This window comes from Cellulomonas sp. McL0606, from assembly GCF_058248365.1.
Genome location: NZ_CM177779.1, coordinates 1,948,078 through 1,972,617, shown reverse-complemented (window position 1 = coordinate 1,972,617; position 24,540 = coordinate 1,948,078). Strand labels below are relative to the sequence as shown.

At 71.5% G+C, this 24,540-nt stretch carries 17 protein-coding genes and 6 pseudogenes; 9 read left to right on the top strand and 14 right to left on the bottom strand.

Features of this window, described 5'->3' with window-relative positions:
* Positions 1-51 precede the first annotated feature (51 nt).
* The 6 genes and pseudogenes from tal (at position 52) to AC38ZX_RS09890 (ending at position 5,956) form a co-directional block, all read left to right on the top strand.
* Complete coding sequence (tal, locus tag AC38ZX_RS09915; protein ID WP_491297139.1) at positions 52-1,194, top strand: transaldolase; 1,143 nt, start codon at positions 52-54, stop codon at positions 1,192-1,194.
* Positions 1,191-2,732, top strand: coding sequence for a glucose-6-phosphate dehydrogenase (gene zwf / locus AC38ZX_RS09910; RefSeq protein ID WP_491297138.1), 1,542 nt, complete (start codon positions 1,191-1,193; stop codon positions 2,730-2,732). Before tal ends, zwf begins: the two co-directional genes overlap by 4 nt.
* A complete protein-coding gene (locus AC38ZX_RS09905; protein WP_426595662.1) occupies positions 2,729-3,646 on the top strand; it encodes a glucose-6-phosphate dehydrogenase assembly protein OpcA in 918 nt (305 codons plus the stop codon). Before zwf ends, AC38ZX_RS09905 begins: the two co-directional genes overlap by 4 nt.
* Positions 3,559-4,644, top strand: a pseudogene (gene pgl, locus AC38ZX_RS09900) (6-phosphogluconolactonase); the annotation flags it as partial. The gene AC38ZX_RS09905 and the pseudogene pgl, both read left to right, overlap by 88 nt.
* Positions 4,645-4,711: 67 nt before the next feature.
* Positions 4,712-5,089 (top strand): O-methyltransferase, encoded by a 378-nt coding sequence (locus AC38ZX_RS09895; RefSeq protein ID WP_491297136.1) that lies wholly within the window; start codon positions 4,712-4,714, stop codon positions 5,087-5,089.
* Positions 5,090-5,173: 84 nt separating this feature from the next.
* Positions 5,174-5,956, top strand: a complete 783-nt coding sequence (locus AC38ZX_RS09890; protein WP_491297135.1) for a DUF899 family protein — start codon at positions 5,174-5,176, stop codon at positions 5,954-5,956.
* 68 nt (positions 5,957-6,024) lie between these two features.
* Here the strand turns inward: AC38ZX_RS09890 and AC38ZX_RS09885 are convergent, their stop codons facing one another.
* The 9 genes and pseudogenes from AC38ZX_RS09885 to uvrC form a co-directional block, all read right to left on the bottom strand.
* Positions 6,025-6,372, bottom strand: coding sequence for an RNA polymerase-binding protein RbpA (locus tag AC38ZX_RS09885; RefSeq protein ID WP_034608687.1), 348 nt, complete (start codon positions 6,370-6,372; stop codon positions 6,025-6,027).
* Positions 6,373-6,384: 12 nt separating this feature from the next.
* Positions 6,385-6,626 (bottom strand): annotated as a pseudogene (secG, locus tag AC38ZX_RS09880) (preprotein translocase subunit SecG).
* A 165-nt stretch (positions 6,627-6,791) separates the two neighbouring features.
* Positions 6,792-7,584, bottom strand: a pseudogene (gene tpiA / locus AC38ZX_RS09875) (triose-phosphate isomerase).
* Between the two features lie 2 nt (positions 7,585-7,586).
* A complete protein-coding gene (locus AC38ZX_RS09870; RefSeq protein WP_491297134.1) occupies positions 7,587-8,786 on the bottom strand; it encodes a phosphoglycerate kinase in 1,200 nt (399 codons plus the stop codon).
* Positions 8,787-8,906: 120 nt separating this feature from the next.
* Positions 8,907-9,912, bottom strand: a pseudogene (gene gap, locus AC38ZX_RS09865) (type I glyceraldehyde-3-phosphate dehydrogenase).
* A 216-nt stretch (positions 9,913-10,128) separates the two neighbouring features.
* The gene (gene whiA / locus AC38ZX_RS09860; protein ID WP_491297133.1) at positions 10,129-11,109 is read right to left on the bottom strand and encodes a DNA-binding protein WhiA; all 981 of its coding nucleotides are present in this window, start codon (positions 11,107-11,109) and stop codon (positions 10,129-10,131) included.
* 47 nt (positions 11,110-11,156) lie between these two features.
* On the bottom strand, positions 11,157-12,137 hold the full coding sequence (locus AC38ZX_RS09855; protein WP_491297131.1) for a gluconeogenesis factor YvcK family protein: 981 nt from the start codon (positions 12,135-12,137) through the stop codon (positions 11,157-11,159).
* Entirely contained in the window at positions 12,134-13,078 is a 945-nt protein-coding gene (gene rapZ / locus AC38ZX_RS09850) for an RNase adapter RapZ (RefSeq protein ID WP_426595650.1), read from the bottom strand. The genes AC38ZX_RS09855 and rapZ overlap by 4 nt, the downstream gene beginning before the upstream one ends.
* Positions 13,075-15,130, bottom strand: a pseudogene (gene uvrC / locus AC38ZX_RS09845) (excinuclease ABC subunit UvrC). Before uvrC ends, rapZ begins: the two are co-directional and overlap by 4 nt.
* Before the next feature lie 73 nt (positions 15,131-15,203).
* Here uvrC and AC38ZX_RS09840 point away from each other — a divergent pair.
* Positions 15,204-15,722, top strand: coding sequence for an OsmC family protein (locus AC38ZX_RS09840; RefSeq protein WP_491297130.1), 519 nt, complete (start codon positions 15,204-15,206; stop codon positions 15,720-15,722).
* Positions 15,723-15,788: 66 nt separating this feature from the next.
* Here the strand turns inward: AC38ZX_RS09840 and uvrA are convergent, their stop codons facing one another.
* Positions 15,789-18,647: an excinuclease ABC subunit UvrA gene (gene uvrA, locus AC38ZX_RS09835; RefSeq protein WP_491297358.1), complete on the bottom strand. Its 2,859-nt coding sequence runs from the start codon at positions 18,645-18,647 to the stop codon at positions 15,789-15,791.
* 96 nt (positions 18,648-18,743) lie between these two features.
* Here uvrA and AC38ZX_RS09830 point away from each other — a divergent pair, with 96 nt between their 5' ends.
* Positions 18,744-20,576, top strand: coding sequence for a glycoside hydrolase family 15 protein (locus tag AC38ZX_RS09830; RefSeq protein ID WP_491297357.1), 1,833 nt, complete (start codon positions 18,744-18,746; stop codon positions 20,574-20,576).
* A complete protein-coding gene (locus AC38ZX_RS09825) occupies positions 20,573-21,196 on the top strand; it encodes an MBL fold metallo-hydrolase (protein ID WP_491297129.1) in 624 nt (207 codons plus the stop codon). Before AC38ZX_RS09830 ends, AC38ZX_RS09825 begins: the two co-directional genes overlap by 4 nt.
* A gap of 1 nt (position 21,197) precedes the next feature.
* Here AC38ZX_RS09825 and AC38ZX_RS09820 read toward each other — a convergent pair whose 3' ends face one another.
* The 4 genes and pseudogenes from AC38ZX_RS09820 to AC38ZX_RS09805 all read right to left on the bottom strand — a co-directional run bounded on the left by AC38ZX_RS09820 (position 21,198) and on the right by AC38ZX_RS09805 (position 24,540).
* Complete coding sequence (locus AC38ZX_RS09820; RefSeq protein WP_491297356.1) at positions 21,198-21,446, bottom strand: AMP-binding enzyme; 249 nt, start codon at positions 21,444-21,446, stop codon at positions 21,198-21,200.
* Between the two features lie 234 nt (positions 21,447-21,680).
* Positions 21,681-22,849: pseudogene (locus AC38ZX_RS09815) on the bottom strand (AMP-binding protein); the annotation flags it as partial.
* A 29-nt stretch (positions 22,850-22,878) separates the two neighbouring features.
* A complete protein-coding gene (locus tag AC38ZX_RS09810; RefSeq protein WP_491297128.1) occupies positions 22,879-23,268 on the bottom strand; it encodes a GNAT family N-acetyltransferase in 390 nt (129 codons plus the stop codon).
* Between the two features lie 108 nt (positions 23,269-23,376).
* Positions 23,377-24,540 (bottom strand): acyl-CoA dehydrogenase family protein, encoded by a 1,164-nt coding sequence (locus tag AC38ZX_RS09805; RefSeq protein WP_491297354.1) that lies wholly within the window; start codon positions 24,538-24,540, stop codon positions 23,377-23,379.

Below are 24,540 nucleotides of genomic sequence, written 5' to 3'. Positions count from 1 at the left end.
ACGCGCCGGCCCCGGACCCCGGGGCCGGCGCGCGGACGAAGGGGATCGACGATGGCACACAGCAGCACCCCTCTGACACGCCTGGCGGACGCGGGAGTCGCGATCTGGCTGGACGACCTCTCGCGCGAACGACTGCGCACGGGGAACCTCGCCGAGCTCGTCGCGGACAGCGGCGTGGTCGGTGTGACCACCAACCCGTCGATCTTCGCCGCAGCCCTCTCCAAGGGCGACGCGTACGACGCGCAGCGCGAGCTCGCCGGCGCCGGCGTGACCGACGTGGACGACGCCGTTTTCACCATCACGACCGACGACGTGCGCCAGGCCGCCGACGTGCTGCGACCGGTCTACGACCGGACCGACGGCGTCGACGGACGCGTCTCCATCGAGGTGGACCCGCGGCTGGCCAAGGACACCGACGCCACCATCGCCTCGGCCAAGGCCCTGTGGGCGACCGTCGACCGGCCCAACGTCTTCATCAAGATCCCCGCCACCCTCGAGGGGCTGCCGGCGATCACGGCGGTGCTGGCCCAGGGCATCAGCGTCAATGTCACGCTGATCTTCTCGCTCGACCGCTACCGCGCCGTTCTCGACGCCTTCGAGACCGGCCTCGAGAAGGCGGCCGCCGCCGGTCACGACCTCGCGCCGATCGCCTCGGTGGCCTCGTTCTTCGTCTCCCGCGTCGACACCGAGATCGACCCGCGGCTCGACAAGATCGGTACCCCGCAGGCCGCGGCACTGCGCGGGACCGCGGCCATCGCCAACGCTCGCCTCGCCTACGGGGTGTACGAGGAGGTCGTCGCGGCGGACCGCTGGAAGGCCCTCGCCGCCGGCGGCGCGCACCCGCAGCGCCCCCTGTGGGCGTCCACCGGCGTCAAGGACAAGGCGTACCCGGACACGCTGTACGTCGACGAGCTGGTCGTCGCGGGCGTCGTGAACACCATGCCCGAGGCCACGCTGGACGCCGTCAAGGACCACGGCGGCGACGGCAGCGACACCGTCTCCGGCACGCAGGACGCGGCGCAGTCGGTCATCGACCGACTCGGCGCCATCGGCATCGACATCGACCAGGTCACCCAGCAGCTGGAGGACGAGGGCGTCGAGAAGTTCACGACGGCCTGGGGGCAGCTGCTCTCGACGGTCTCCGACGGCCTCGCAGCCGCCACGAAGCAGAACGAGTCGGGAGACGCCAGGTGAGCCCTAGCAAGGTCAGCGCAGGGAACAACCCGCTGCGCGATGCGCGAGACCGTCGGCTCCCGCGGATCGCCGGCCCCTGCGGCCTCGTGATCTTCGGCGTGACGGGCGACCTCGCGCGCAAGAAGCTCATGCCGGCCGTGTACGACCTGACCAACCGCGGTCTGCTGCCTCCGGGGTTCGCGCTCACGGGCTTCGCGCGCCGCGACTGGGCCACCCAGGACTTCGCCGAGATCGTGCACGACTCGGTCCGCGAGCACGCGCGCACGCCGTTCCGCGAGGCGACGTGGCGACAGATGTCCGAGGGCATCCGGTTCGTGCAGGGCACGTTCGACGACGACGACGCGTTCGACCGGCTCCGGGACACGGTCGAAGAGCTCGACATCAACCGCGGCACGGGCGGCAACCACGCGTTCTACCTGTCGGTGCCGCCGAGTGCGTTCCCGGTGGTCTGCAAGCAGCTCGCCCGATCGGGGTTGTCGCAGCCGGCCGAGGGCACCTGGCGTCGTGTGGTGATCGAGAAGCCGTTCGGGCACGACCTCAAGAGCGCGCGCGAGCTGAACGACATCGTCTCGGACGTCTTCAACCCCGACGACATCTTCCGGATCGACCACTACCTGGGCAAGGAGACGGTGCAGAACCTGCTGGCGCTGCGCTTCGCCAACCAGCTCTTCGAGCCCATCTGGAACGCCAACTACGTCGACCACGTCCAGATCACGATGGCCGAGGACATCGGCATCGGCGGCCGCGCGTCGTACTACGACGGCATCGGCGCCGCCCGCGACGTCATCCAGAACCACCTGATGCAGCTGCTCGCGCTCACCGCGATGGAGGAGCCGGCGTCGTTCGAGGCGGACGGCCTGCGCGCCGAGAAGATCAAGGTGCTCTCGGCGGTCAAGGTTCCCCGGGACATCGGCAAGCACACCTCGCGCGGGCAGTACGCCGCCGGCTGGCAGGGTGGCGAGAAGGTCATCGGCTACCTCGAGGAGGAGGGCTTCGACAAGGAGTCCACCACCGAGACGTTCGCCGCGATCCGCGTCGACATCGACAACCGCCGCTGGGCCGGGGTGCCGTTCTACCTGCGCACGGGCAAGCGACTGGGCCGACGCGTCACGGAGATCGCCGTGGTGTTCAAGAAGGCACCGCACCTGCCCTTCGAGTCCACGGCCACCGAGGAGCTGGGCAAGAACGCCCTGGTCATCCGCGTGCAGCCCGACGAGGGCGTCACGCTGCGGTTCGGGGCCAAGGTGCCGGGCACGGCCATGGAGGTCCGCGACGTCACCATGGACTTCGGCTACGGGCACGCGTTCACCGAGTCCTCCCCCGAGGCCTACGAACGCCTGATCCTCGACGTCCTGCTCGGCGACCCGCCACTCTTCCCGCGGCACGAGGAGGTCGAGCTGTCCTGGAAGGTGCTCGACCCCATCACCGCGTACTGGGCCGCGCACGGCAAGCCCGACCAGTACCGATCGGGCACCTGGGGTCCCGAGTCGGCCGACAAGATGATGGCGCGCGACGGACGAGTCTGGAGACGGCCATGATCATCGAGATGCCCAACACCACGACCCGCGACGTGAACAAGCGGCTGCTCACGGAGCGCGACGAGGGCGGGGCGATCGCCCTGGGCCGCGTGCTGACGCTCGTCATCAACGTGGGCGACCACGACCCGGAAGAGGCGATCGAGGCTGCCAACGACGCCAGCCGCGAGCACCCGTGCCGCGTCATCGTCCTGGCGAACGACGTGGCCGACAAGGAGTCGAACCTCGACGTGCAGATCCGCCTCGGCGGCGACGCGGGTGCGAGCGAGGTGCTCGTCCTGCGGCCGTCCGGTCAGCTGGAGCGGCACCTCGACACGCTCCTGATCCCGCTGCTGCTGCCCGACGCGCCGATCGTGGCTTGGTGGCCGTACGACATCCCCGACAACGTCGCCGAGGACCCGATCGGCCGCATGGCGGCGCGGCGCATCACGGACTCGACGCAGGTGCTGCACCCGCTGGCCGCGCTGCGGCAGCTGGCCGCCACGCACGCCGACGGCAACACCGACCTCGCCTGGACCCGCGCCACCCTGTGGCGCGGGCTGATCGCGGCGACGCTCGACCAGCCGCCGTACGAGCCGGTGCACAAGGCCGTCGTCGTCGGCCAGGCCAACCACCCGTCGGTCGACCTCATCGCCGCCTGGCTGGCGCAGTCCTTGCGCTGCCCGGTCGAGATCGAGCGCGTCACGGAGGCCCTGGCGATCACGCAGGTCAGGCTCGAGCGGTCGTCCGGCCCCATCGTGCTCGACCGTCCCGACGGCAAGACCGCCGCGCTGCACCAGCCCGACCAGCCCGACCACCGCATCGCCCTGCCCATCCGCCAGCTCCCCGAGTGCCTGGCCGAGGAGCTGCGGCGCCTCGACGCCGACGACGTGTACGGCGAGGTGCTGCAGAAGGGTCTTGCGAGGCTCGACGCGTGAGCGGCGTGCGGTCCACCGAGCACGGCCCGCGTGACGTCGTCGTCCACCCCTCGGCCGAGATCCTCGCCGAGGCGGTGGCCGCGCGCCTGCTGACCCGGCTGGTCGACCTGCAGTCGCACCGGTCGCCGCTGCACGTGGTCCTCACGGGCGGCACGGTCGGTATCGCCTCCCTGCGGGCCGTCGCGGGCAGCCCGGTACGCGACGCGGTCGACTGGTCCGGGGTGCACCTGTGGTGGGGCGACGAGCGGTTCCTGCCGGGCGGCCACGCCGACCGCAACGAGACCCAGGCCCGCGAGGCGCTGATCGACGCGCTGGGGGACGCGCTCCCGGCGTCGAACGTGCACCCGATGCCCGCGCTGAGCGAGGCGGTGCCGACTCCCGAGGTGTCCGCCGCGCTCTACGCGTCCGAGCTGGCGGCCGCCGGCTCCCCCGCGTTCGACGTCCTCCTGCTCGGCATGGGTCCCGACGGCCACGTCGCCTCCCTCTTCCCGGGCCACGCCGCCCTCGGAGCGCAGTACTCGAGCACCGTCGGCGTCCACGGCTCCCCCAAGCCGCCGCCGCTGCGGGTCTCGCTGACGTTCGACGCCATCCGCGCCGCGCGTGAGGTCTGGGTGGTGGCCGCGGGAGCAGAGAAGGCCGACGCGGTCGCCTCGGCACTCGGTGGGGCGTCGGTGACCGTGACGCCCGCCGCGGGAGCACTGGGCACGGAGCGGACGCTCTGGCTCGTCGACGCCGCTGCGACGGCCGCGCTCGCCACGGCGGACGCACCGCCGGCGGCCGCCACGACGGACCTCTGGACGGCCGTCGACGAGTACTTCGGCGTGCTCGTGCCCGAGGACGTCGCCCTCGTCGACACCCGCGCGAGCGCCGTCGCGGCGGGTCTGCCCGACATCGCGGTCGCGCCCAACCAGGGCAAGCTGCTCCACCTGATCGCGCAGGCGGCAGGCGCTCGCCGGATCCTCGAGGTCGGCACGCTCGGCGGGTACAGCACGGTCTGGCTCGCCCGGTCGCTGCCGGCGGGCGGGTCCCTGACCACCCTCGAGCTTCTCCCCCGAGCATGCCGCCGTGGCCACGGACTCGCTGGTGCGGGCCGGTCTGGGGGATGTCACCTCCGTGCTGGTCGGACCCGCCGCCGACACGCTCGACCGGATGGTCGCCGACGGCACCGAACCCTTCGACCTCGTCTTCATCGACGCCGACAAGGAGTCGATCCCGCGCTACCTCGAGCAGACGCTGCTGCTCACCCACCCCGGGTCGCTGGTGATCGTCGACAACGTCGTGCGCGGTGGAGGGGTCCTGGACCCCCAGCACCCCGACGCGCGCGTCCAGGGCATCCGGACGATGGTGGAGCTGCTCACGGGCCACCCCCGGTACGACGCGACGGTCGTCCAGACGGTCGGTGCCAAGGGCTACGACGGGTTCGCCCTGCTGCGGGTGCTCTGACTCCAGAGCCGTTCGTGTCGAATGCCCGAGGGCTCGGACGTCGTCGTACGACGAGACCCGGCACCAGACACCACGGAGCGCACCATGACGACCACGACCCCCGCCGACCCGAGCGCGCTGCACGGCCGCCCGCCCGTCGTGGATCGAGCCACCTGGCAGACCGCCCGGGACGAGCTGCTGGTCCGCGAGAAGGCCCACACCCACGAGGGCGACGCGCTAGCCGCGGAACGCCGCCGGCTGCCCATGGTCGAGCTCGACGCGACCGTCGAGGTGGTCGGGGCTGACGGGCCCGTCCCGTTCCTCGACCTGTTCCAGGGACGGAGCGAGCTGGTCGTCTACAAGCACATGTGGCACGACGGCGCGCCGCACCAGGGGCAGTGCGAGGGCTGCACGGTCTCGGCGTGGCACCTCAAGGACGCCGTCTACCTCAACGCTCGCGGCGTGTCGTTCGCCATCGTCACCACCGGCACGTGGGACGAGGTCGCCCCCTACGTCGACTTCATGGGCTACACCCAGCCGTGGTACTCCGTGCGCGACCTCGCCGAGCCGGTCGGCGGCGACATGGGCCTCTTCAGCTGCTTCCTGCGCGACGGCGACCGCGTCTTCCTCACGTACGAGACCACGGACCGGGGCACCGAGCCCGCCAGTGGCTCGTTCGCCCTGCTCGACATGACGCCCTACGGCCGGGGTGAGTGGTGGCAGGAGACCCCGGAGGGCTGGCCCGAGGGCGACGGGCCCTGCTGGTACTGGCGCACCGACGTGGACGGGAACCCCACCTGGGGGCCTACCGGCCGTCCTGCGCCCCAGTGGACCCGACCCGGTGCGACGCCCGAGGAGACGCTCGGCCGTCACGGGCACCACCACTGAGTCCTCCGGGCAGACATGACGACGGGCCCGGCGCCATTGCCGGGCCCGTCGTCAGGTTCGGGTGCGGACTATCCCCCGCGCTTGGCGCGCAGCGCCGCCAACGCCTCGTCCAGGATCGCCGCGCCGTCCTCGTCGGAACGCCGCTCCTTCACGTACGCGAGGTGGGTCTTGTAGGGCTCGTTCTTGCTCGGCGACGGCGGGTTCGCCTGGTCCTGACCGGCCGGGAACCCGCACCGCGGGCAGTCCCACGTCAGAGGCGCCTCGAGGGCGGCCTCCTCAGCGAAGCTCGGCCGCGTCTCGTGACCGTTGGCGCACCAGTAGGACACCCAGATGCGGGGAGCGGTGTCGCCACGCTCCGCCTCGCCCATCGGGCCGGCTCCGACTCGCGACCCCCTGATAGCACTTCCGCTCGCCATGGCCGTCCGCCCTCAGGCCGTCTTCTCGAGCAGCCCGAGAAGGACGATGATGACCGTCCAGACCAGCGCGGTGCCGACCGTGATCCGGTTGAGGTTCCGCTCCGCGACACCCGCTTGCCGGCGCTGCTGGTGATGCCGCCGCCGAACATGTCGGACAGGCCGCCGCCCTTGCCCTTGTGCAGCAGGACGAGCGGGATGAGCAGGAGGCTGGTGAGGATCAGCAGCACCTGGAGTGCGATACGCAAGGCGTCCACGTCGGTGTCGGTTCCTTACTGGGAGGGCACGTCACGGGCGAACTGACCGGCGACGCTGCGGTTGACCGCGGTACAGGGTAGGCGACGAGCGGCCGCAAAGCCACCATGCCACGACCGGGGCCCCGCCAGGACGAATCAGACGGCGGGACCCCGGACCGGCAGGGGTCAGAGACCGACCGCGTGGGACTGGTAGCGGGCGATCGCCGCGAACTCGTCCGGGTCCAGGCTCGCGCCGCCGACCAGGGCACCGTCCACGTCGGGCTTGGCCATGATCGACGCCACGTTCGACGACTTCACCGAGCCGCCGTAGAGCACGCGGACCGCGTCGGCCGTCTCGGTGTCGTACAGCTCGCCGATGCGGACGCGGATGGCCCCGCACAGCTCCTGCGCGTCCTCGGGGGTGGCGGTCTCGCCCGTGCCGATGGCCCAGACGGGCTCGTAGGCGACGACGATCGTCTTGACCTGCGCGGCGGTCAGACCGGCGAGGGCGCCGTCCAGCTGCGCGAGGGTGTGCGGCACGTGCTCGCCGGCCTTGCGGACCTCGAGCGGCTCCCCCACGCACAGGATCGGGATGACGCCCGAGCTCAGCGCGTTGAGGACCTTCTTGTTGATGAGCTCGTCGGACTCGTCGTGGTACTGGCGGCGCTCCGAGTGCCCGACCGCCACGTAGGTGACGCCGAGCTTGGCCAGGAACGCCGGCGAGATCTCGCCGGTGTACGCGCCGGACTGGTACGCCGAGCAGTCCTGCGCGCCGTAGACGACCGAGCTTGTCCGCGTCGACCAGGGTCTGCACGCTGCGCAGGTCGGTGAACGGCGGGAGGACGGCGACCTCGACCTTGGAGAAGTCGTGCTTGCCGTCGCGCAGCGCCCACGCCAGCTTCTGCACGGTGTGGGTGGCCTGGTGGTGGTCCAGGTTCATCTTCCAGTTGCCCGCCATCAGCGGGGTACGAGTCGCCACGATCAGTCCTCCAGAACCGCGATGCCGGGGAGCGTCTTGCCCTCGAGGAACTCGAGGCTCGCGCCACCACCGGTCGAGATGTGTCCGAACCCGGCCTCGTCGAAGCCGAGCGTGCGCACGGCCGCGGCGGAGTCGCCACCGCCGACGATGGTGAAGCCGCCGTTGGTGCCGGCGTCGACGAGGGCCTGTGCTACCGCACGCGTGCCGCCCGAGAACGCCTCGAACTCGAAGACGCCGGCCGGGCCGTTCCAGACCACGGTCTTGGCGTCGACGATCTTGGACGCGAAGAGAGCGGCGGAGTCGGGGCCGATGTCCAGGCCGATCTTGCCGTCGGGGATCGCGTCCGCGGCGACGACGAGGGCCGGGGAGTCCGCCTTGAACTCGTCCGCGACGACGATGTCCGTCGGCAGGACGATCTCGACGCCGGCCGCCTCGGCCTGCGCCAGGTAGCCCTTGACGGTCTCGATCTGGTCCTGCTCGAGGAGCGAGTTGCCCACCGAGTAGCCCTTCGCCGCGAGGAACGTGAAGAGCATCCCGCCGCCGATGAGCAGGCGGTCCGCCTTGGTCAGCAGGTTCGCGATGACGCCGAGCTTGTCGGAGACCTTCGAGCCGCCCAGGACGACGACGTAGGGCCGGGCCGGGTCGTCCGTCGCCCTGCGCAGGGACGCGACCTCCTTCAGCACGAGCGTGCCGACGGCGTGCGGGAGCACGAGCGCGACGTCGTACACCGAGGCCTGCTTGCGGTGGACCACACCGAACCCGTCAGAGACGTAGACGTCGGCCAGCTCGGCCAGGTCGGCAGCGAGGGACGCGCGCTCCTCGTCGACCTTGGACGTCTCGCGCGGGTCGAAGCGGATGTTCTCCAGCAGGGCGATCTCGCCGTCGTGCAGCGCCGCGACCGTGGCCTTGGCCGACTCGCCGACGACGTCGTCGGCCAGCGCGACCGGCTGACCCAGCAGCTCGGACAGCCGTTCGGCGACGGGCTTGAGCGAGTACTTGTCCTCGGGTGCGCCCTTGGGGCGGCCGAGGTGGGCCGTCACGACGACGCGCGCGCCGGCGGACAGCAGGGCCGTCAGCGTCGGGAGCGCCGCGCGGACGCGGCCGTCGTCGGTGATCGTCGTGCCGTCCAGCGGCACGTTGAAGTCGGAACGGACCAGGACGCGCTTGCCGCGCAGGTCTCCGAGGTCCTCGATGGTCTTCATGGGGTCTCCTCTATGAGCAAGGGGGTGGCTCAGACACGACAGCGTCCGCGTGCACCCGGGTGGGGCGCACGCGGACGCTGGACGATCAGTCGTGATGCCCGTCGTGAAGCATCGACGAGGTCAGAGACGCTCGCCGACGTACGTGGTGAGGGCCACGAGGCTGTTGGAGTAGCCCCACTCGTTGTCGTACCAGGCGATGATCTTGACCAGGTCGCCGCTCACCTTGGTGAGCTTGGAGTCGAAGATGCTCTGGTGCGGGTTGGTGACGATGTCGCTCGAGACGATCTCGTCCTCGACGTACTCCAGGATGCCCTTGAGCGGGCCCTCGGCGGCGGCCTTGACCGCGGCGTTGACCTCGTCGACCGTGACCTCGCGCGAGGCGGTGAAGGTCAGGTCGGTGGCCGAGCCGGTGATGACGGGGACGCGCAGGGCGAAGCCGTCGAGCTTGCCCTTGAGCTTCCGGGAGGACGAGCGCCACGGCCTTGGCCGCACCGGTCGACGTCGGGACGATGTTCTGCGCGGCCGCACGGGCGCGGCGCAGGTCCTTGTGCGGACCGTCCTGGAGGTTCTGGTCACCCGTGTAGGCGTGGATCGTGGTCATGAGACCACGCTCGATGCCGATGGCGTCGTTGAGCGCCTTGGCAATCGGGGCCAGGCAGTTCGTGGTGCACGACGCGTTCGAGATGATGTTGTGCGCGGCGGGGTCGTAGAGCGTGTGGTTGACGCCCATGACGAACGTCGCGTCCTCGTTGGACGCCGGCGCGGAGATGATGACCTTCTTGGCGCCCGCGGCGAGGTGCGCCTTGGCCTTCTCGGCGTTGGTGAAGAAGCCGGTGGACTCGATGACGATGTCGGCACCCAGCTCGGCCCACGGCAGGTTCGCGGGGTCGCGCTCCTCGAGGGCACGGATCTTCTTGCCGCCGACGATGATGTTCTCGTCGTCGAACGCGACGCTCAACGGGAAACGACCGAGCACCGTGTCGTACTTCAGCAGGTGCGCGAGCGTCTTGTTGTCCGTCAGGTCGTTGACGCCGACGATCTCGATGTCCGCACCGGACGCGACGATGGCCCGGTAGAAGTTGCGACCGATACGGCCGAAGCCGTTGATGCCGACCTTGATGGTCACTTGCCCTCCTCGGCAGCGCCGACAGGAGATCGGCGCACACATGTTGATGATGGGTTACGCACGCCGCTGTGCGTTCCGACCGTCAACCCGCCCCGCCGGGCCATACCCGGGCGCGATGCCTTGGCACAACTCAGTAGAACGCGTGGCGATCGGATAACCCAAGCCTATACCCGTGACACGGGTCACGCGGACACGGTCCGGGCCCCGCGGGAGGGCCTACAGGTCGAGCAGGTCCGGGCTCAGTCCGGCCTCGGTGTCGGGGATGCCCAGGTCAGCGGCCCGCTTGTCCGCGGTCGCCAGGAGACGTCGGATCCGGCCCGCCACGGCGTCCTTGGTGAGCGGCGGGGCCGCCAGCTTGCCCAGCTCCTCGAGCGACGCCTCCTTGTGCGCGAGCCGCAGCTCGCCGGCCTCGCGCAGGTGCTCAGGCAGCTCGTCACCGAGGATCTCGAACGCCCGCTCGACGCGAGCGCCCGCGGCGACCGCCGCGCGGGCCGAGCGGCGCAGGTTGGCGTCGTCGAAGTTGGCCAGCCTGTTGGCGGTCCCTCGCACCTCACGCCGGACCCGGCGCTCCTCCCAGAGCAGCATGGTCTCGTGCGCGCCGAGCCGCGCGAGCATCGCGCTGATCGCGTCGCCGTCGCGGATGACCACGCGGTCCACGCCGCGCACCTCGCGGGCCTTGGCCGCGATGCCGAGCCGGCGGGCGGCGCCGACGAGCGCCAGCGCGGCCTCCGGGCCGGGGCACGTGACCTCCATCGCCGACGAACGCCCGGGCTCGGTGAGCGAGCCGTGCGCCAGGAACGCGCCGCGCCATGCGGACTCGGCCTCGGCGACGCCCGCGGACACGACCTGGGGCGGCAGGCCGCGAACGGGCCGGCCACGGTTGTCGAGCAGCCCGGTCTGACGGGCCAACGACTCCCCGTCCTTCACCACGCGCACGACGTAGCGGCTGCCGCGGCGCAGGCCACCGCCGGAGACGACGATGATCTCGCTCTCGTGCCCGTAGACCTCGGAGATCGCCTGTCGCAGCCGACGGGCAGCGATGCCCGTGTCGAGCTCCGCCTCGATCACGATCCGACCCGAGATGATGTGCAAGCCGCCCGCGAACCTCAGGGTGGCCGAGACCTCGGCCTTCCGTGAGGACGTCTTGTCCACCTTCAGACGGGCGAGCTCGTCCTTCACCTGTGCCGTCAACGCCATGGCTGCATCCTGCCATCCAGGGCAGCTGTCCGGGACCGCTCCGCTCGCTAGTCCGACCGGGTTCCGACGTCGCCGAGGAACCCGTCGACCACGTCGGAGTACGCGCTCGCCAGTCGCAGCGGGTCGTGGCGCGGGGTGCCGTCGCCCCTGCTCACCTGACGCAGCAGCAGGCGTGCCCCCAGGTCGGCCGTGCGTGCCGCTAGTGCGGAGACGTCCTCGACCGCGCTCGGATCGGCGACCACGGCGTCGATCGACAGCTCGGGCGCGTGCGCGCGCAGCACCTCCAGGTAGTCCTCGGCGCGCATGCCCGCCGTCTCCCCGGATTCACCCGACGCGAGGTTGAGCGTCAGGATCGTGCGGGCGTGCGTCCTGCCCAGCGCCTCGCGCAGGCCGGGCACCAGCAGGTGCGGCAGCACGGACGTGTACCAGGAGCCCGGACCGAGCACGATCCAGTCCGCCGCCTCGATCGCCTCGACGGCCTGCGGGCAGGCCGGCGGGTCGGCGGGGTCGAGCCGCAGCTGCTCGATCGTGCCGTTCGTGACGGCGACCGCGCTCTGCCCGACGACGAGGGAACGCATGCCGACCTCGTCCACGACCTCAGCCTCGATCCGCAACGGGACCGACGCCATCGGCAGCACCCGGCCACGCGCGCCGAGCAGCCGCCCCACCCAGTCGAGACCCTCGACGGTGTCGCCCAGCTGCTCCCACAGCGCGACGATCAGCAGGTTGCCGACGGCGTGCTGGTCGAGGTCGCCCGCCGAGTGGAACCGGTGCTGGAGCAGGTCACGCCACGTGCGGCCCCACTCGGAGTCGTCGCACAGCGCGGCGAGCGCCATCCGCAGGTCGCCCGGCGGAAGCACGCCGAGCTCCTCGCGCAGGCGGCCGGAGGAGCCCCCGTCGTCGGCCACCGTGACCACCGCGGTGATCCGGTCGGTCATCAGCCGCAACGCCGAGAGCGACGCGGACAGCCCGTGGCCCCCGCCGAGTGCGACGACCGCGGGCGACGTGCTGGCTCGGACGCCCCTCATTCCTTGCCGAGGTCGCGCGCCGACACAGCGACGTGGTGCCCCTGGTCGCGCAGTCGGGCGGCGATCGCCTCGCTGATGGCGACCGACCGGTGCTTGCCGCCGGTGCAGCCGACCGCGATGGTCACGTACCGCTTCTCCTCGTTGAGGTACCCGGCGAGCACGGGCTCGAGCGCCGCGACGTAGCGGTCGATGAACGTCACGGCACCCGGCAGACCCAGCACGTAGTCCCGGACGGGTGCGTCCCGACCCGTCAGGTGCCGCAGCTCGGTGATCCAGTACGGGTTGGCCAGGAAGCGCACGTCGACCACGTGGTCGGCGTCCAGCGGCAGGCCGTACTTGAACCCGAACGACAGCACGGAGACCTGCAGGGCTTCGTCGCCGCCGTTCGTCACCACGGCGCGCACCTCGCGGGCCAGGTCGTGCACGTTGAGCTCGGACGTGTCGATGAGCGTGTCGGCACGCTCGCGCAGGTCGACGAGTGCGGCACGCTCGGCAGCGATGCCGTCCAGGATGCGACCCGAACCCTGCAACGGGTGAGGGCGGCGCACCTGCTCGAACCGGCGGACCAGGACCTCGTCGGACGCGTCGAGGAACAGGATCCGGTAGTCGACGCCCGACTCACGCAGGCCCTCGAGCACGGGGGCGAGGTCTCGGAAGAACTCACGTCCGCGGACGTCGATCACGGCGGCGAGCCGCTGGGCGCGTGCACCGGCCGCTCCGCTCGTCAGCATTCCGACGAGGTGCGTGAGCATCTGCGCCGGGAGGTTGTCGATCACGTACCAGTCGAGGTCCTCGAGCACGGCGGCGGCCCGCGACCGACCGGCCCCCGACATGCCCGTGATGATCAGGACCTGGGGCTGCACGAGGTGCGGGGCGCCGGTCGCGGCCTCGAGCGCCGGGATGCCGGCAGGGACAGTGATCGGCGAAGGCTCGTCGCTCATGCGTCCAGCATGCCAGCCGCCGCGCTCACCTGGTCCGACGCGCCCGGGGCTGTGGTTGGTTCAGCGGCTGGTTCGGCGGCTGGTTCCGCAGCCGGACTGAGGGCCGCGACCACCGCGGCTGCCGTCCGGTCCCCCATCCCCTGCACCGAGGCGATCTCCTCCGCCGATGCCGCGCGCAGCCGCTTGACCGACCCGAAGTGCCGCAGGAGTGCCGCCTGACGAGCGGGGCCCAGGCCGGGCACGTCGTCGAGCACTGACGTGGTCATGCCCTTGCTGCGCCGCTTGCGGTGGGCCGTGATGGCGAACCGGTGCGCCTCGTCACGGAGCCTCTGCAGCAGGTAGAGGCCCTCGGAGGACCGCTGCAGGATGACCGGGTACTCCTCGCCGGGCAGCCAGACCTCCTCGAGCCGCTTGGCCAGCCCGCAGAGAGCGACGTCGTCGATCCCGCTCGGCCATCGCGGCCGCTGCGGCGGCGACCTGGGGCGGCCCACCGTCGACGACGACCAGGTTGGGCGGGTAGGCGAACCGCACCGGTCGCCCGGTGACCTCGTCGATCGGTCCCGACCGGACGAGGTGGTCGTCGTCGTCGCCACCCGTGTCCAGCTCGAGATCCCGGGAGTCGGCGCGGTCGGCGAGGTAACGCCGGAACCGGCGGGTGATGACCTCGTGCATCGCCGCCGTGTCGTCGCGCGCACCCTGGCCCTCCGGGCCCCGGATGTTGAACATGCGGTACTCGCTCTTGCGCGCCAGGCCGTCCTCGAACACGACCATCGACGCCGACTGGTAGGTGCCCTGGTTGTGCGAGACGTCGTAGCACTCGATGCGCAACGGCGCGGACGCCAGGTCCAGCGCCTCCTGGATCTCCTGCAGCGCCTGGCTGCGTGTGGTCAGGTCGCCCGCGCGCCGGGTGCGGTGCAGGACCAGCGCGTGCTCGGCGTTGCGCAGGACCGTGGCCGCCAGCTCGCGCTTGTCACCGCGCTGCGGGATGCGGACGGAGACCCTGCTCCCCCGCAGCCCGGTCAGCCACGCCTGCACCTGCTCGACGTCGGGAGGGAGCACCGGCACGAGGACCTCGCGCGGGACGGCCGACGAGCCCGCCCCACCGTCGCCCGACGCCTCGCTGCCGTAGATCTGCTGCAGCAGGTGCTCCACCAGCTCGCCGTCCGTGACGTCCTCGACCTTCTCCACCACCCAGCCGCGCTGACCTCGGATGCGTCCGTCGCGCACGTGGAACACCTGCACGGCGGCCTCGAGCTCGTCGCCGGACAGCGCGAAGATGTCCGCGTCGGTACCGTCCGCCAGCACCACCGCGTTCTTCTCGGTGGCCTTCTCGAGCGTCTGGATGTCGTCGCGCAGCCGGGCCGCCTGCTCGTAGTCCAGGACGCTGGCCGCCTCCTTCATCCGGGCGGTCAGGCGGCGGGTGAACTTGGCGGTGTCCCCCGCCATGAAGTCGCAGAAGTCCTGCGCGAGAGCATGGTGGTCGTCCGGCGAGATGCGCCCGACGCACGGTGCCGAGCACTTGTCGATGTAGCCCAGCAGGCACGGCCGGCCCTGCTGCTTGGCGCGTCGGAACACCCCGGCGGAGCACGTGCGGACCGGGAACACGCGCAGCAGCAGGTCGACCGTCTCGCGGATCGCCCAGGCATGCGCGTACGGCCCGAAGTACCGCGTGCCCTTGCGCTTCGCGCCACGCATCACCTGCACCCGTGGGAACTCGTCCGCCATGGTGACTGCGAGGTACGGGTACGACTTGTCGTCGCGGTACTTGACGTTGAACCGCGGGTCGAACTCCTTGATCCACGAGTACTCGAGCGCCAGGGCCTCGACCTCGGTGCCGACGACCGTCCACTGCACGGAGGCCGCCGTGGTGACCATCTGCTGCGTGCGCGTGTGCAGGTTCGACAGGTCCTGGAAGTAGCTGGACAGCCGCTGCCGCAGGCTCTTGGCCTTGCCGACGTAGATGACGCGGCCGTGCTCGTCGCGGAAGCGGTAGACCCCCGGCTCGTCCGGGATCTCCCCCGGTGCGGGTCGGTAGGTGGCGGGATCGGCCATGCGTTCGAGCCTAGTTCGGACGACTGACGTCGCGGACCGGACGCGGCACCCCGGCCGCGGCTACCGTGGGGCGATGGGCCCCCTGCACACGTACTCCGTCGACCTGACCTGGACGGGCGCCGGCGCGAGCGGCACCGCGAGCTACACGTCGTACAGCCGCGACCACGAGGTGCGCATCGGGACCAAGCCCGCCCTTCTCGGCTCGTCCGACCCCGCGTTCCGCGGCGACCCGTCGCGGTTCAACCCGGAGGCGCTGCTGGTCAGCTCGCTCGCGCAGTGCCACATGCTGTGGTTCCTGCACCTGGCCTCCTCCGCGGGGGTCGTGGTGGTCGGGTACGAGGACCAGGCCGTCGGGACGATGCGCATCGAGGCCGCCGGGCAGGGCCAGTTCCGGGAGGTCGTCCTGCGGCCCCGCGTCGTGGTTGGCCAGGCCGGTCGGCTTCCCGACGGGTCGCCGGTCACCGATGCCCTGCTGAGCGACGTGCACCGGCTGGCGCACGAGCACTGCTTCATCTCGAGGTCGGTCAACTTCCCGGTGAGGCACGAGCCGGTGCCTGTCCGGACGGCGAGCACGACCGCCGTCGCAGACTGAGCACGGCTGCGCCCCCGGCGTCGCCCGCCGCGGTCCCGCGCCAAGGCGCCGGCGGATCGTCTCGCGTCAGGCCGAGACCCTCTCGGAGACCGGCTCGAGTACCTCGGCCAGGAAACGTCCCGTGTGGCTGTCCGGCGACATCGCGATCTGCTCCGGCGTCCCCTCGGCGATCACGAGACCGCCGCCGCTGCCCCCCTCGGGTCCCATGTCGATCACCCAGTCGGCGTTCTTGATCACGTCGAGGTTGTGCTCGATGACGATCACGGAGTTGCCCTTGTCGACCAGCGACTGCAGGACGCCGAGGAGCTTGCGGATGTCCTCGAAGTGCAGGCCGGTGGTGGGCTCGTCCAGGACGTAGATGGTCCGGCCGGTGGAACGGCGCTGCAGCTTCGCCGCCAGCTTCACGCGCTGCGCCTCACCGCCCGACAGCGTCGGTGCGGGCTGCCCGAGCCGGACGTAGCCGAGCCCGACGTCGACCAGCGTCCGCAGGTGACGGGAGATCGCGGGCACCGCGGCGAAGAAGTCGGCGGCCTCCTCGATCGGCATCGCGAGCACGTCGGCCACGGTCTTGCCCTTGAAGTGCACCTCGAGCGTCTCGCGGTTGTACCGGTCGCCGTGGCAGACCTCGCACGGCACGTAGACGTCCGGCAGGAAGTTCATCTCGATCTTCAGCGTGCCGTCGCCCGAGCACGCCTCGCAGCGACCGCCCTTGACGTTGAACGAGAACCGCCCGGGCGTGTAGCCCCGGACCTTGGCCTCGGTGGTCTCGGCGAACAGCCGGCGGACGTGGTCCCAGACGCCCGTGTACGTCGCCGGGTTGGACCGCGGCGTCCGGCCGATCGGGCCCTGGTCGACATGCACGACCTTGTCGAGGTGCTCCAGGCCGGTCACGCGCTTGTGCCGCCCCGCCACCTGCCGCGCACCGTTCAGCTCGTTGGCCATGACCGTGTACAGGATGTGGTTCACGAGCGTCGACTTGCCCGACCCCGACACCCCGGTGACGGCGATCAGCGTCCCGAGCGGGAACGAGACGTCGATCCCCTGCAGGTTGTTCTCCCGCGCACCCACCACGGTGACCTGGCGTGCCTTGTCGATGGGTCGGCGCACCTGCGGCATCGGGATGCTCCGCCGCCCGGACAGGTACGCGCCCGTGACCGACTCGGACGACGCGAGCAGACCGTCCAGGTCGCCCGAGTGCACGACGCGACCACCGTGCTCGCCCGCGCCCGGGCCGATGTCGACGATCCAGTCGGCCGTCCGGATGGTGTCCTCGTCGTGCTCGACGACGATGAGGGTGTTGCCCAGGTCGCGCAGGCGGGTCAGCGTCTCGATCAGACGACGGTTGTCTCGCTGGTGCAGGCCGATCGACGGCTCGTCCAGGACGTAGAGCACGCCGACCAGGCCGGACCCGATCTGCGTCGCCAAGCGGATGCGCTGCGCCTCGCCGCCGGAGAGCGTGCCCGCGGGGCGCATCAGGGACAGGTAGTCGAGGCCGACGTCCAGCAGGAAGCCGAGCCGCGCCTGGATCTCCTTGAGCACCTGCGTCGCGATAGCCCGCTCGCGCTCGCCGAGATCCAGGTGGTCCAGGAACTCGCGCGCCTCGCGGATGGGCAGGGCGCACACCTCGGCGATCGACCGACCGCCCACGCGCACCGCCAGCACCTCGGGCTTGAGCCGCGCACCGCCGCAGACCGGGCACGGGACCTCACGCATGAAGGCCTCGTACTTCTCCTTGCTCCAGTCCGAGTCGGTCTCGGTGTGCCGGCGCTCCAGGAATGTGATGACACCCTCGAACCCGGTGGAGTACTGCCGCTCGCGGCCCCATCGGTTCTTGTAGCGGACCTTCACCTCGTGGTTCTGCCCGTGCAGCACGGCGTCCTTGGCCCGCTGCGGGAGCGCGCGCCACGGCACCGACGTCGAGAACCCCATGTCCGAGGCCAGCGCGCTGAGCACGCGGCTGAAGTACTCCGACGAGATCTGCGACCAGGGCGCGACGGCGCCGTCGTCGAGCGACAGGTCCTCGTCGGGGATCACCAGGTCGGGGTCCACCTCGAGCTTCGAGCCCAGGCCGGTGCACTCCGGGCAGGCGCCGTACGGCGCGTTGAACGAGAACGTCCGAGGCTCGATCTCGTCGAGGGCCAGCACGTGGTCGTTCGGGCAGGCGCGGTGCTCGGAGAACCGGCGCTCGCGCTCGAGGTCGTCGATGTCGGCGTCGACGCCCACCACGAGCAGGCCGCCGGCCAGGCCGAGCGCGGTCTCCACCGAGTCGGTGAGCCGTCGCTTCACGCCGTCGCGCGCCACGAGCCGGTCGATGACCACCTCGATGTCGTGCTTGAGCTTCTTCTCCAGCGTCGGCGGCTCCGTCAGCTGGACGACCTCGCCGTCCACCCGGGCGCGCGCGAAGCCCTTGCTCTGCAGCTCCTTGAAGAGGTCCGCGTACTCGCCCTTGCGACCGCGGACGACCGGTGCCAGCACCTGGTAGCGCGTGCCCTCGGGCAGCTCCAGCAACCGGTCCACGATCTGCTGCGGCGTCTGGGCGGTGACGCGCTCGCCGCAGACCGGGCAGAACTGCGTGCCGGCCCGCGCGAACAGCAGGCGCAGGTAGTCGTAGACCTCGGTGATCGTGCCGACGGTCGACCGCGGGTTCCGGTTGGTCGACTTCTGGTCGATCGACACGGCCGGCGACAGGCCCTCGATGAAGTCGACGTCCGGCTTGTCCATCTGCCCGAGGAACTGGCGCGCGTACGCCGACAGCGACTCGACGTACCGGCGCTGCCCCTCCGCGAAGATGGTGTCGAAGGCCAACGACGACTTGCCCGACCCCGACAGCCCCGTGAAGACGATGAGCTTGTCGCGCGGGAGATCGAGGTCGACGTTCCGGAGGTTGTGCTCGCGGGCGCCCTGCACCACCAGACGATCGTTCACGCCCGGGAGTCTACGTGCCGCCACCGACAATCGCACATCTGTTCGACGTGAGTGAACACACAGGTGCTCGACGTGCCTGACCTGTCCGACAGGATCATGCTCGGGCCCATGCACGCCGACCACGACCCTGATCCGGTGCCGATCGAGGAGTACGCGGTGCTCGGCGACGGGAGCACGGCCGCGCTCGTCTCGCGGCGTGGCTCGATCGACTGGATGTGCCTGCCGACGTACGACTCGGCCGCGTGCTTCGCGCGCCTGCTCGGCACGCCGGAGAACGGCCGCTGGCTGCTCACCGTCCGCGACGCCACAGCGGTCACGCGCCGCTACCTCGACGACTCGTTCGTCCTGGAGACGACCTACCAGTCACCCGCCGGGGCCGCGGTCGTGCTCGAGACGATGCCCCTCAACGACGGCCGCTCCGACCTGGTCCGGCGGATCGAGTGCACCCGCGGCACCGTCGAGGTAGAGCACGAGTGGATCGTGCGGTTCGGGTACGGAGCGGTCGAACCGTGGGTGCACCACGTCACGGACGCCGACGGCGCCGACACCATCCGGGCGATCGCCGGTCCGGACTCGCTGCTGCTGCGCGGCGACCGCCTGCCCACCCCCGACGGCCGGCGGCACGCCGACCGCTTCACGCTCGGTGCCGGCGAATCGGTCGAGCTCTCGCTCACGTGGACGCGTTCGTGGGACCCGGTGCCGCCCCGGCTGGGCATCCTCGAGCGGCTGGACGAGTCGCGCGTCGCGTGGGGCCTGTGGGCGCGCAGCTGTGCCTACCAGGGCTCCTACCGCGAGGCTGTCGTCCGGTCACTGCTCGTCCTGCGTCTGCTCACCGACCGGGAGACCGGCGGCATCGTCGCGGCCCCGACGACGTCGCTGCCGGAGGACTTCGGCGGGGAGCGCAACTGGGACTACCGCTTCTCGTGGCTCAGGGACGCCGCGTTGACGCTCGAGGCGCTGCTCGAGCACGGGTACGACGAGGAGGCCGTGGACTGGCGCGGCTGGCTGCTGCGCGCGGTGGCCGGGAGCTCGGACGACCTGCAGATCATGTACCGGGTGGACGGCGGCCGAGAGCTGCCGGAACGCACGCTGGACCACCTCGCCGGATACGCCGGCAGCAGGCCGGTCCGGGTGGGAAACGCCGCGGTCGACCAGATGCAGAACGACGTGCTCGGTGAGGTCATGTGCGCACTCGAGCAGGCGCGCGACGCGGGGCTCGACGAGACCGACGACTCGTGGTCGCTGCAGCGGCACCTCGTCGACCACCTCCTCGACCACTGGCGCGAGCCCGACCGCGGCATCTGGGAGGTCCGGGGCGATCCGCAGCACTTCACGCACTCCAAGGTCATGGCCTGGGCGGCCGTGGACCGGGGTGTCCGCGCCGCCGAACGGCACGGCTTCGACGCGCCGCTGGAACGCTGGCGCACCGAGCGCGACGCGATCCACGCGGACGTCGTGGCGCACGGATGGGACGCGGCGCGCGGGACGTTCGTGCAGTTCTACGGCGCCGAGCACACCGACGCCGCCCTCCTGCAGCTCGCTCAGGTCGGGTTCCTGCCGTCCGACGACCCGCGGATCACGGGCACGGTCCGCGCCATCCGCGACGAGCTCGAGGTGGCGCCGGGCCTGCTGCGCCGGTACCGGACCGAGAAGACGGACGACGGTGTCGCGGGCGACGAGCACGCATTCCTGGCCTGCTCCTTCTGGCTCGCCGACGCCCTGGCCCGCGTGGACGACGTCGACGCCTCGACGGAGGTGCTGGACATCCTCACGGGCCTCGCCAACGACGTCGGGCTGCTGGCCGAGCAGTACGACCCGGTCGGCCGCCGGATGGCGGGAAACACGCCGCAGGCGCTCTCGCACCTCGCCCTCGTCCGCGCGGTGCACAGCCACGACCTGGCCGTGGCGCGTCGGGAGGGACGGGCATGAACGACGAGCTCGAGATCCGATCCGTCTCGGTGGGAGCGATGGACAACAACGCCTACCTGCTGCACGAACCGGCAGGCGGCGCGCAGCTGCTGATCGACGCGGCCGACGAGCCGGACCGGCTGCTCGCGCTGGTCACCGAGGGCGGCGGCCGGCTGGACGCCGTCGTCACCACCCACCGCCACCCGGACCACCACCGGGCGCTCGCCTCCGTCGTCGCGGTCATGGGCGCTCCGTCGTGGGCGGGCGCCGACGACGCCGACGCCATCGGCGAGGCGACGGACATCCCGGTGGCCCGCCGCCTGCACGACGGCGACACGCTGCTGCTCGGGGCGGCGAGCCTCGAGGTGGTCGCGCTGCGCGGCCACACGGCCGGCTCGATCGCCGTGGTCTACCGGACGCCAGCCGGTCGCGTGCACCTGTTCACCGGCGACTCGCTGTTCCCCGGTGGACCCGGCGCCACGGCGACGCCCGAGGCGTTCGCGTCCCTCATGGCCGACCTGACCGAACGGGTCTTCGACCGGTTCGACGACGACACGATCGTCCACCCGGGCCACGGACGCGGCACCACGCTCGGCGCCGAACGACCCCACCTCGACGAGTGGCGCGCCCGAGGCTGGTGACCTACTGCGCGAGCACGAGGTCGCGCACCTGACGCCGCAGGACCTTGCCCACCTGCGACCGCGGCAGCTCGTCGAGCACCACGAGCCGACGCGGTAGCGCATAGCGCGCAAGGCGCTGCTCGCACCACGACCGGACGGACTCCAGATCGATGCCCGTGGCGCCCGCGTCGAGCACGACCGCAGCCACGACGGTCTCGCCCAGGTCGCCTCCCGGGACCCCCACGACCGCCACGTCGGCGATCCCCGGCATCTGCCGCAGCCCGTCCTCGACCTGCGACGGGTAGACCTTGAACCCGCCGCTGACGATGAGCTCCTTGAGACGGTCGACCAGGACAACCCAGCCCGTCTCGTCGACGGTCACCACGTCGCCGGTCCGCAGCCACCCGTCGGGCAGCAGCTGCTCGGCGGTCTCGTCGGGACGCCGCCAGTAGCCGGCGAACACCTGGGGCCCGCGGATGAGGAGCTCCCCGCGCTCGCCCTGAGGCACGTCGCGCGACGCGTCCGTCGGGTCGACCACCCGGATCTGCGTGCTGGGGAACGGCAGGCCGAGCGTGCCGGGGCGCCGGCCCTCGGTCAACGGGTTGCCCAGCGCCACGGGTGACGTCTCGGTCATCCCGTACCCCTCGATCACCAGGCCCCCGGTCGCGTCCTCCCACCGACGCGCGGTCTCGATCGGCAGGGCCATGGCGCCGGAGATCGCGTACCGGAAGGACCCGAGATCACCAGGCTCGGCGGCGGCCGCGAGCCGGTCGAGCATGGGCGGGACGGCCGGCAGGAATGTGCCGGGGAGTCGCCGCTGGGCCGTCAGGACGAGTGCGGGATCGAGCTCGGGAAGGCGACGAGGGTGGCGCCCACCCGCGTCGCGTAGCTCAGGCACAAGGTCAACCCGAAGGCGTGGAAGAACGGAAGAACGCCGTAGACCACCTCGGTGTCCTGCTCGGCCGCGGTCCACGCCTGACCCTGCACGGCGTTCGCGACGAGGTTGCGGTGCGTGAGCATCGCTCCCTTCGGCGTCCCCGTCGTACCGCCGGTGTACTGGAGCAGAGCCAGGTCACCGGACACGGGGCGCGGGTACGACGGGTCGATCGGGTCGGTCCTGGTGATCAGGTGGTGCCACCGCGGGAAGGCGGGCGGCAGAGGCCCCCGCATCGCCGCCCGCAGCCGGCGCGCACGAGGCACCGGTAGGCGCAGCTTCCAGCGGCTCGACGCCGGCAGGTCCGCCGTCAGGTCGACGGCGACGACGGCGCGGAGCCGGGTCGTGGTCAGCGACGAGAGGACCGCCGGCACCGTCTTCTCCCAGACGAGCGCGACGACGGCCCCGGAGTCCGTGAGCTGGTGGGCGAGCTCCGACGCGGTGTACGTCGGGTTGTGCTCGACGACGACGGCTCCGATGCGCAGGACCGCGTAGAAGGCGATCACGTGGGCCGTGCAGTTCGGGATCGCCAGCGCCACGCGGTCACCGGGCTGGACACCGAGATCGAGCAACGCGTTCGCGCCACGGTCGACGGCGGCGGCCAGCTCGGCGTAGGTCGTCTGGGCACCCAGGAAGTCCACGGCTACGCGGTCGGGGCACCGCACCGCCGCCCGGTCCAACGCCGCGCCGAGCGGTTCGTCGGGGATGGTGACCTCGCTCGGCGGCTGCCCTGTCGTCATCCGCCCACGCTAACCTACGGACGCGTAAGTTACGGACGAGTAACCCAGCGGGTGAGGGTCACCCCGCCCGGCTCGACCTCGACACCGACCGGGACGAACGAGGACCGTTCGAGCACCCGCTCGCTTGCGGCGTTGCCGAGCATCGTCCGGGCGTGGACACGGGGTGCGCCGTGCGCGACGGCCCAGGACGTGAGCGCGCGGACGGCGGAGGTCGCCAGACCGCGGCCCCGTCCTTCGGGCAGGAACGCGTAGTACAGGTGTGGGCCGTCGACCCGTACGGAGACGCCGATGGTGCCCACCGGGCGCCCCTCGAGCTCGCCACGAAGCGGCCACCACGCCCGTCCACACGCTGCTCGATGCTCCGGGCGATCCGCGCCCGAGCCTCCGCCTCGCTCACCTCGGCCGGGTAGTACGTCCACTGGGGGACATCGGGTACGCGGGAGAGGGCATGGTCGAGTCGCCAGTCCGCCGGCTCCACGGAGCGCAGCCGCCCGACAGGCAGGTCGAGGACGTCCGGCAGCTCCATGTCAGTCCTCGGGCGGCCCGAGCACGGAGGTGGCCACGGTCGCGTGCGCCGACTCGTCGTCGGACGGGTGGAAGATCCCCGCCAGCACGTCGCGGTAGAGCCGGCCGAGCTCGTTGCCGCTGAAGTAGGAGCCTCCGCCGGACACACGCAGGGCGGCGTCGACGACCACCCGTGCCGACTCCGTCGCCCGGACCTTGAGCCCGACCAGCTGGGCGAACCACCGCGCACCGTGGTCCGCCTGCTCGTCGACGTCGCGCGCCAGCGCGAACACCTGGAGCTCGGCGCCGTCCTGCGCCAGGACCGCGTCGGCGATCCGCCACCGGATGTCAGGATCCTGCGCGTACGCCCGCCCGTCGTACTTCATGGACGTCCGCCGGCGGGCCGCCGCGACGCCGAGCTCGATCGCGCGGCGACCGATCCCCGTGTAGACCGCCGCGAGCAGCACCTCGAAGACGGCGAAGAGGGCGAAGATGAACGGGTCGCCGCTCGGACCCGGCGGGCTCTGCCGGTACACCCGGTCGGCGGGCGCGAGGGCCCCGTCGAGCACCGTGGTGGCGGACTGGGTGGCACGCATGCCGAGCGTGTCCCAGTCGTCGCGCGTCTCGATCCCGCCGCCGTCCCGCGACACGACGCCGTGCACGAGCAGCGGGTTCTGCAGGTCGGAGTCATCGAGCCCGAACGTCGCCAGCCGCGTCCACACCGGCGACAGCGAGGTGAAGATCTTGGTGCCGAAGTACCGGTAGCCGCCGCCGTCCTGGCGCTCGGCGCGGGTTCGGCTGCCGAACATCACGAGGTCGTTGCCGCCCTCGGAGTTGCCGAACGCAAAGATCTCCCCCGCGGCAGCGTCCTCGAGGATGAACTCGACCGAGTCGTCGCCGCGCGCCGCCAGCAGCGCCGCCAGGCCGGTCACCACCAGATGCATGTTGACCGCGAGGGCGGTCGCCGGCGCAGCCGCCGCCAGGCGCACCTGCTCGCGCGCGACCTCTTCGAGGGTCAGGCCAGCACCGCCGAGGCGCTCCGGCACGAACGCCGTCAGGTACCCCACGGCAACGAGGTCCGCCAGATCGTCGTGCGGGAAGGAGTTGTCCCGGTCGTGGCCCGCGGCGCGGTCGTGGACGCGAGCCAGGAGGTCGTCGGTGAGCAGGGTTCGCAGCAGGCGTGCCAT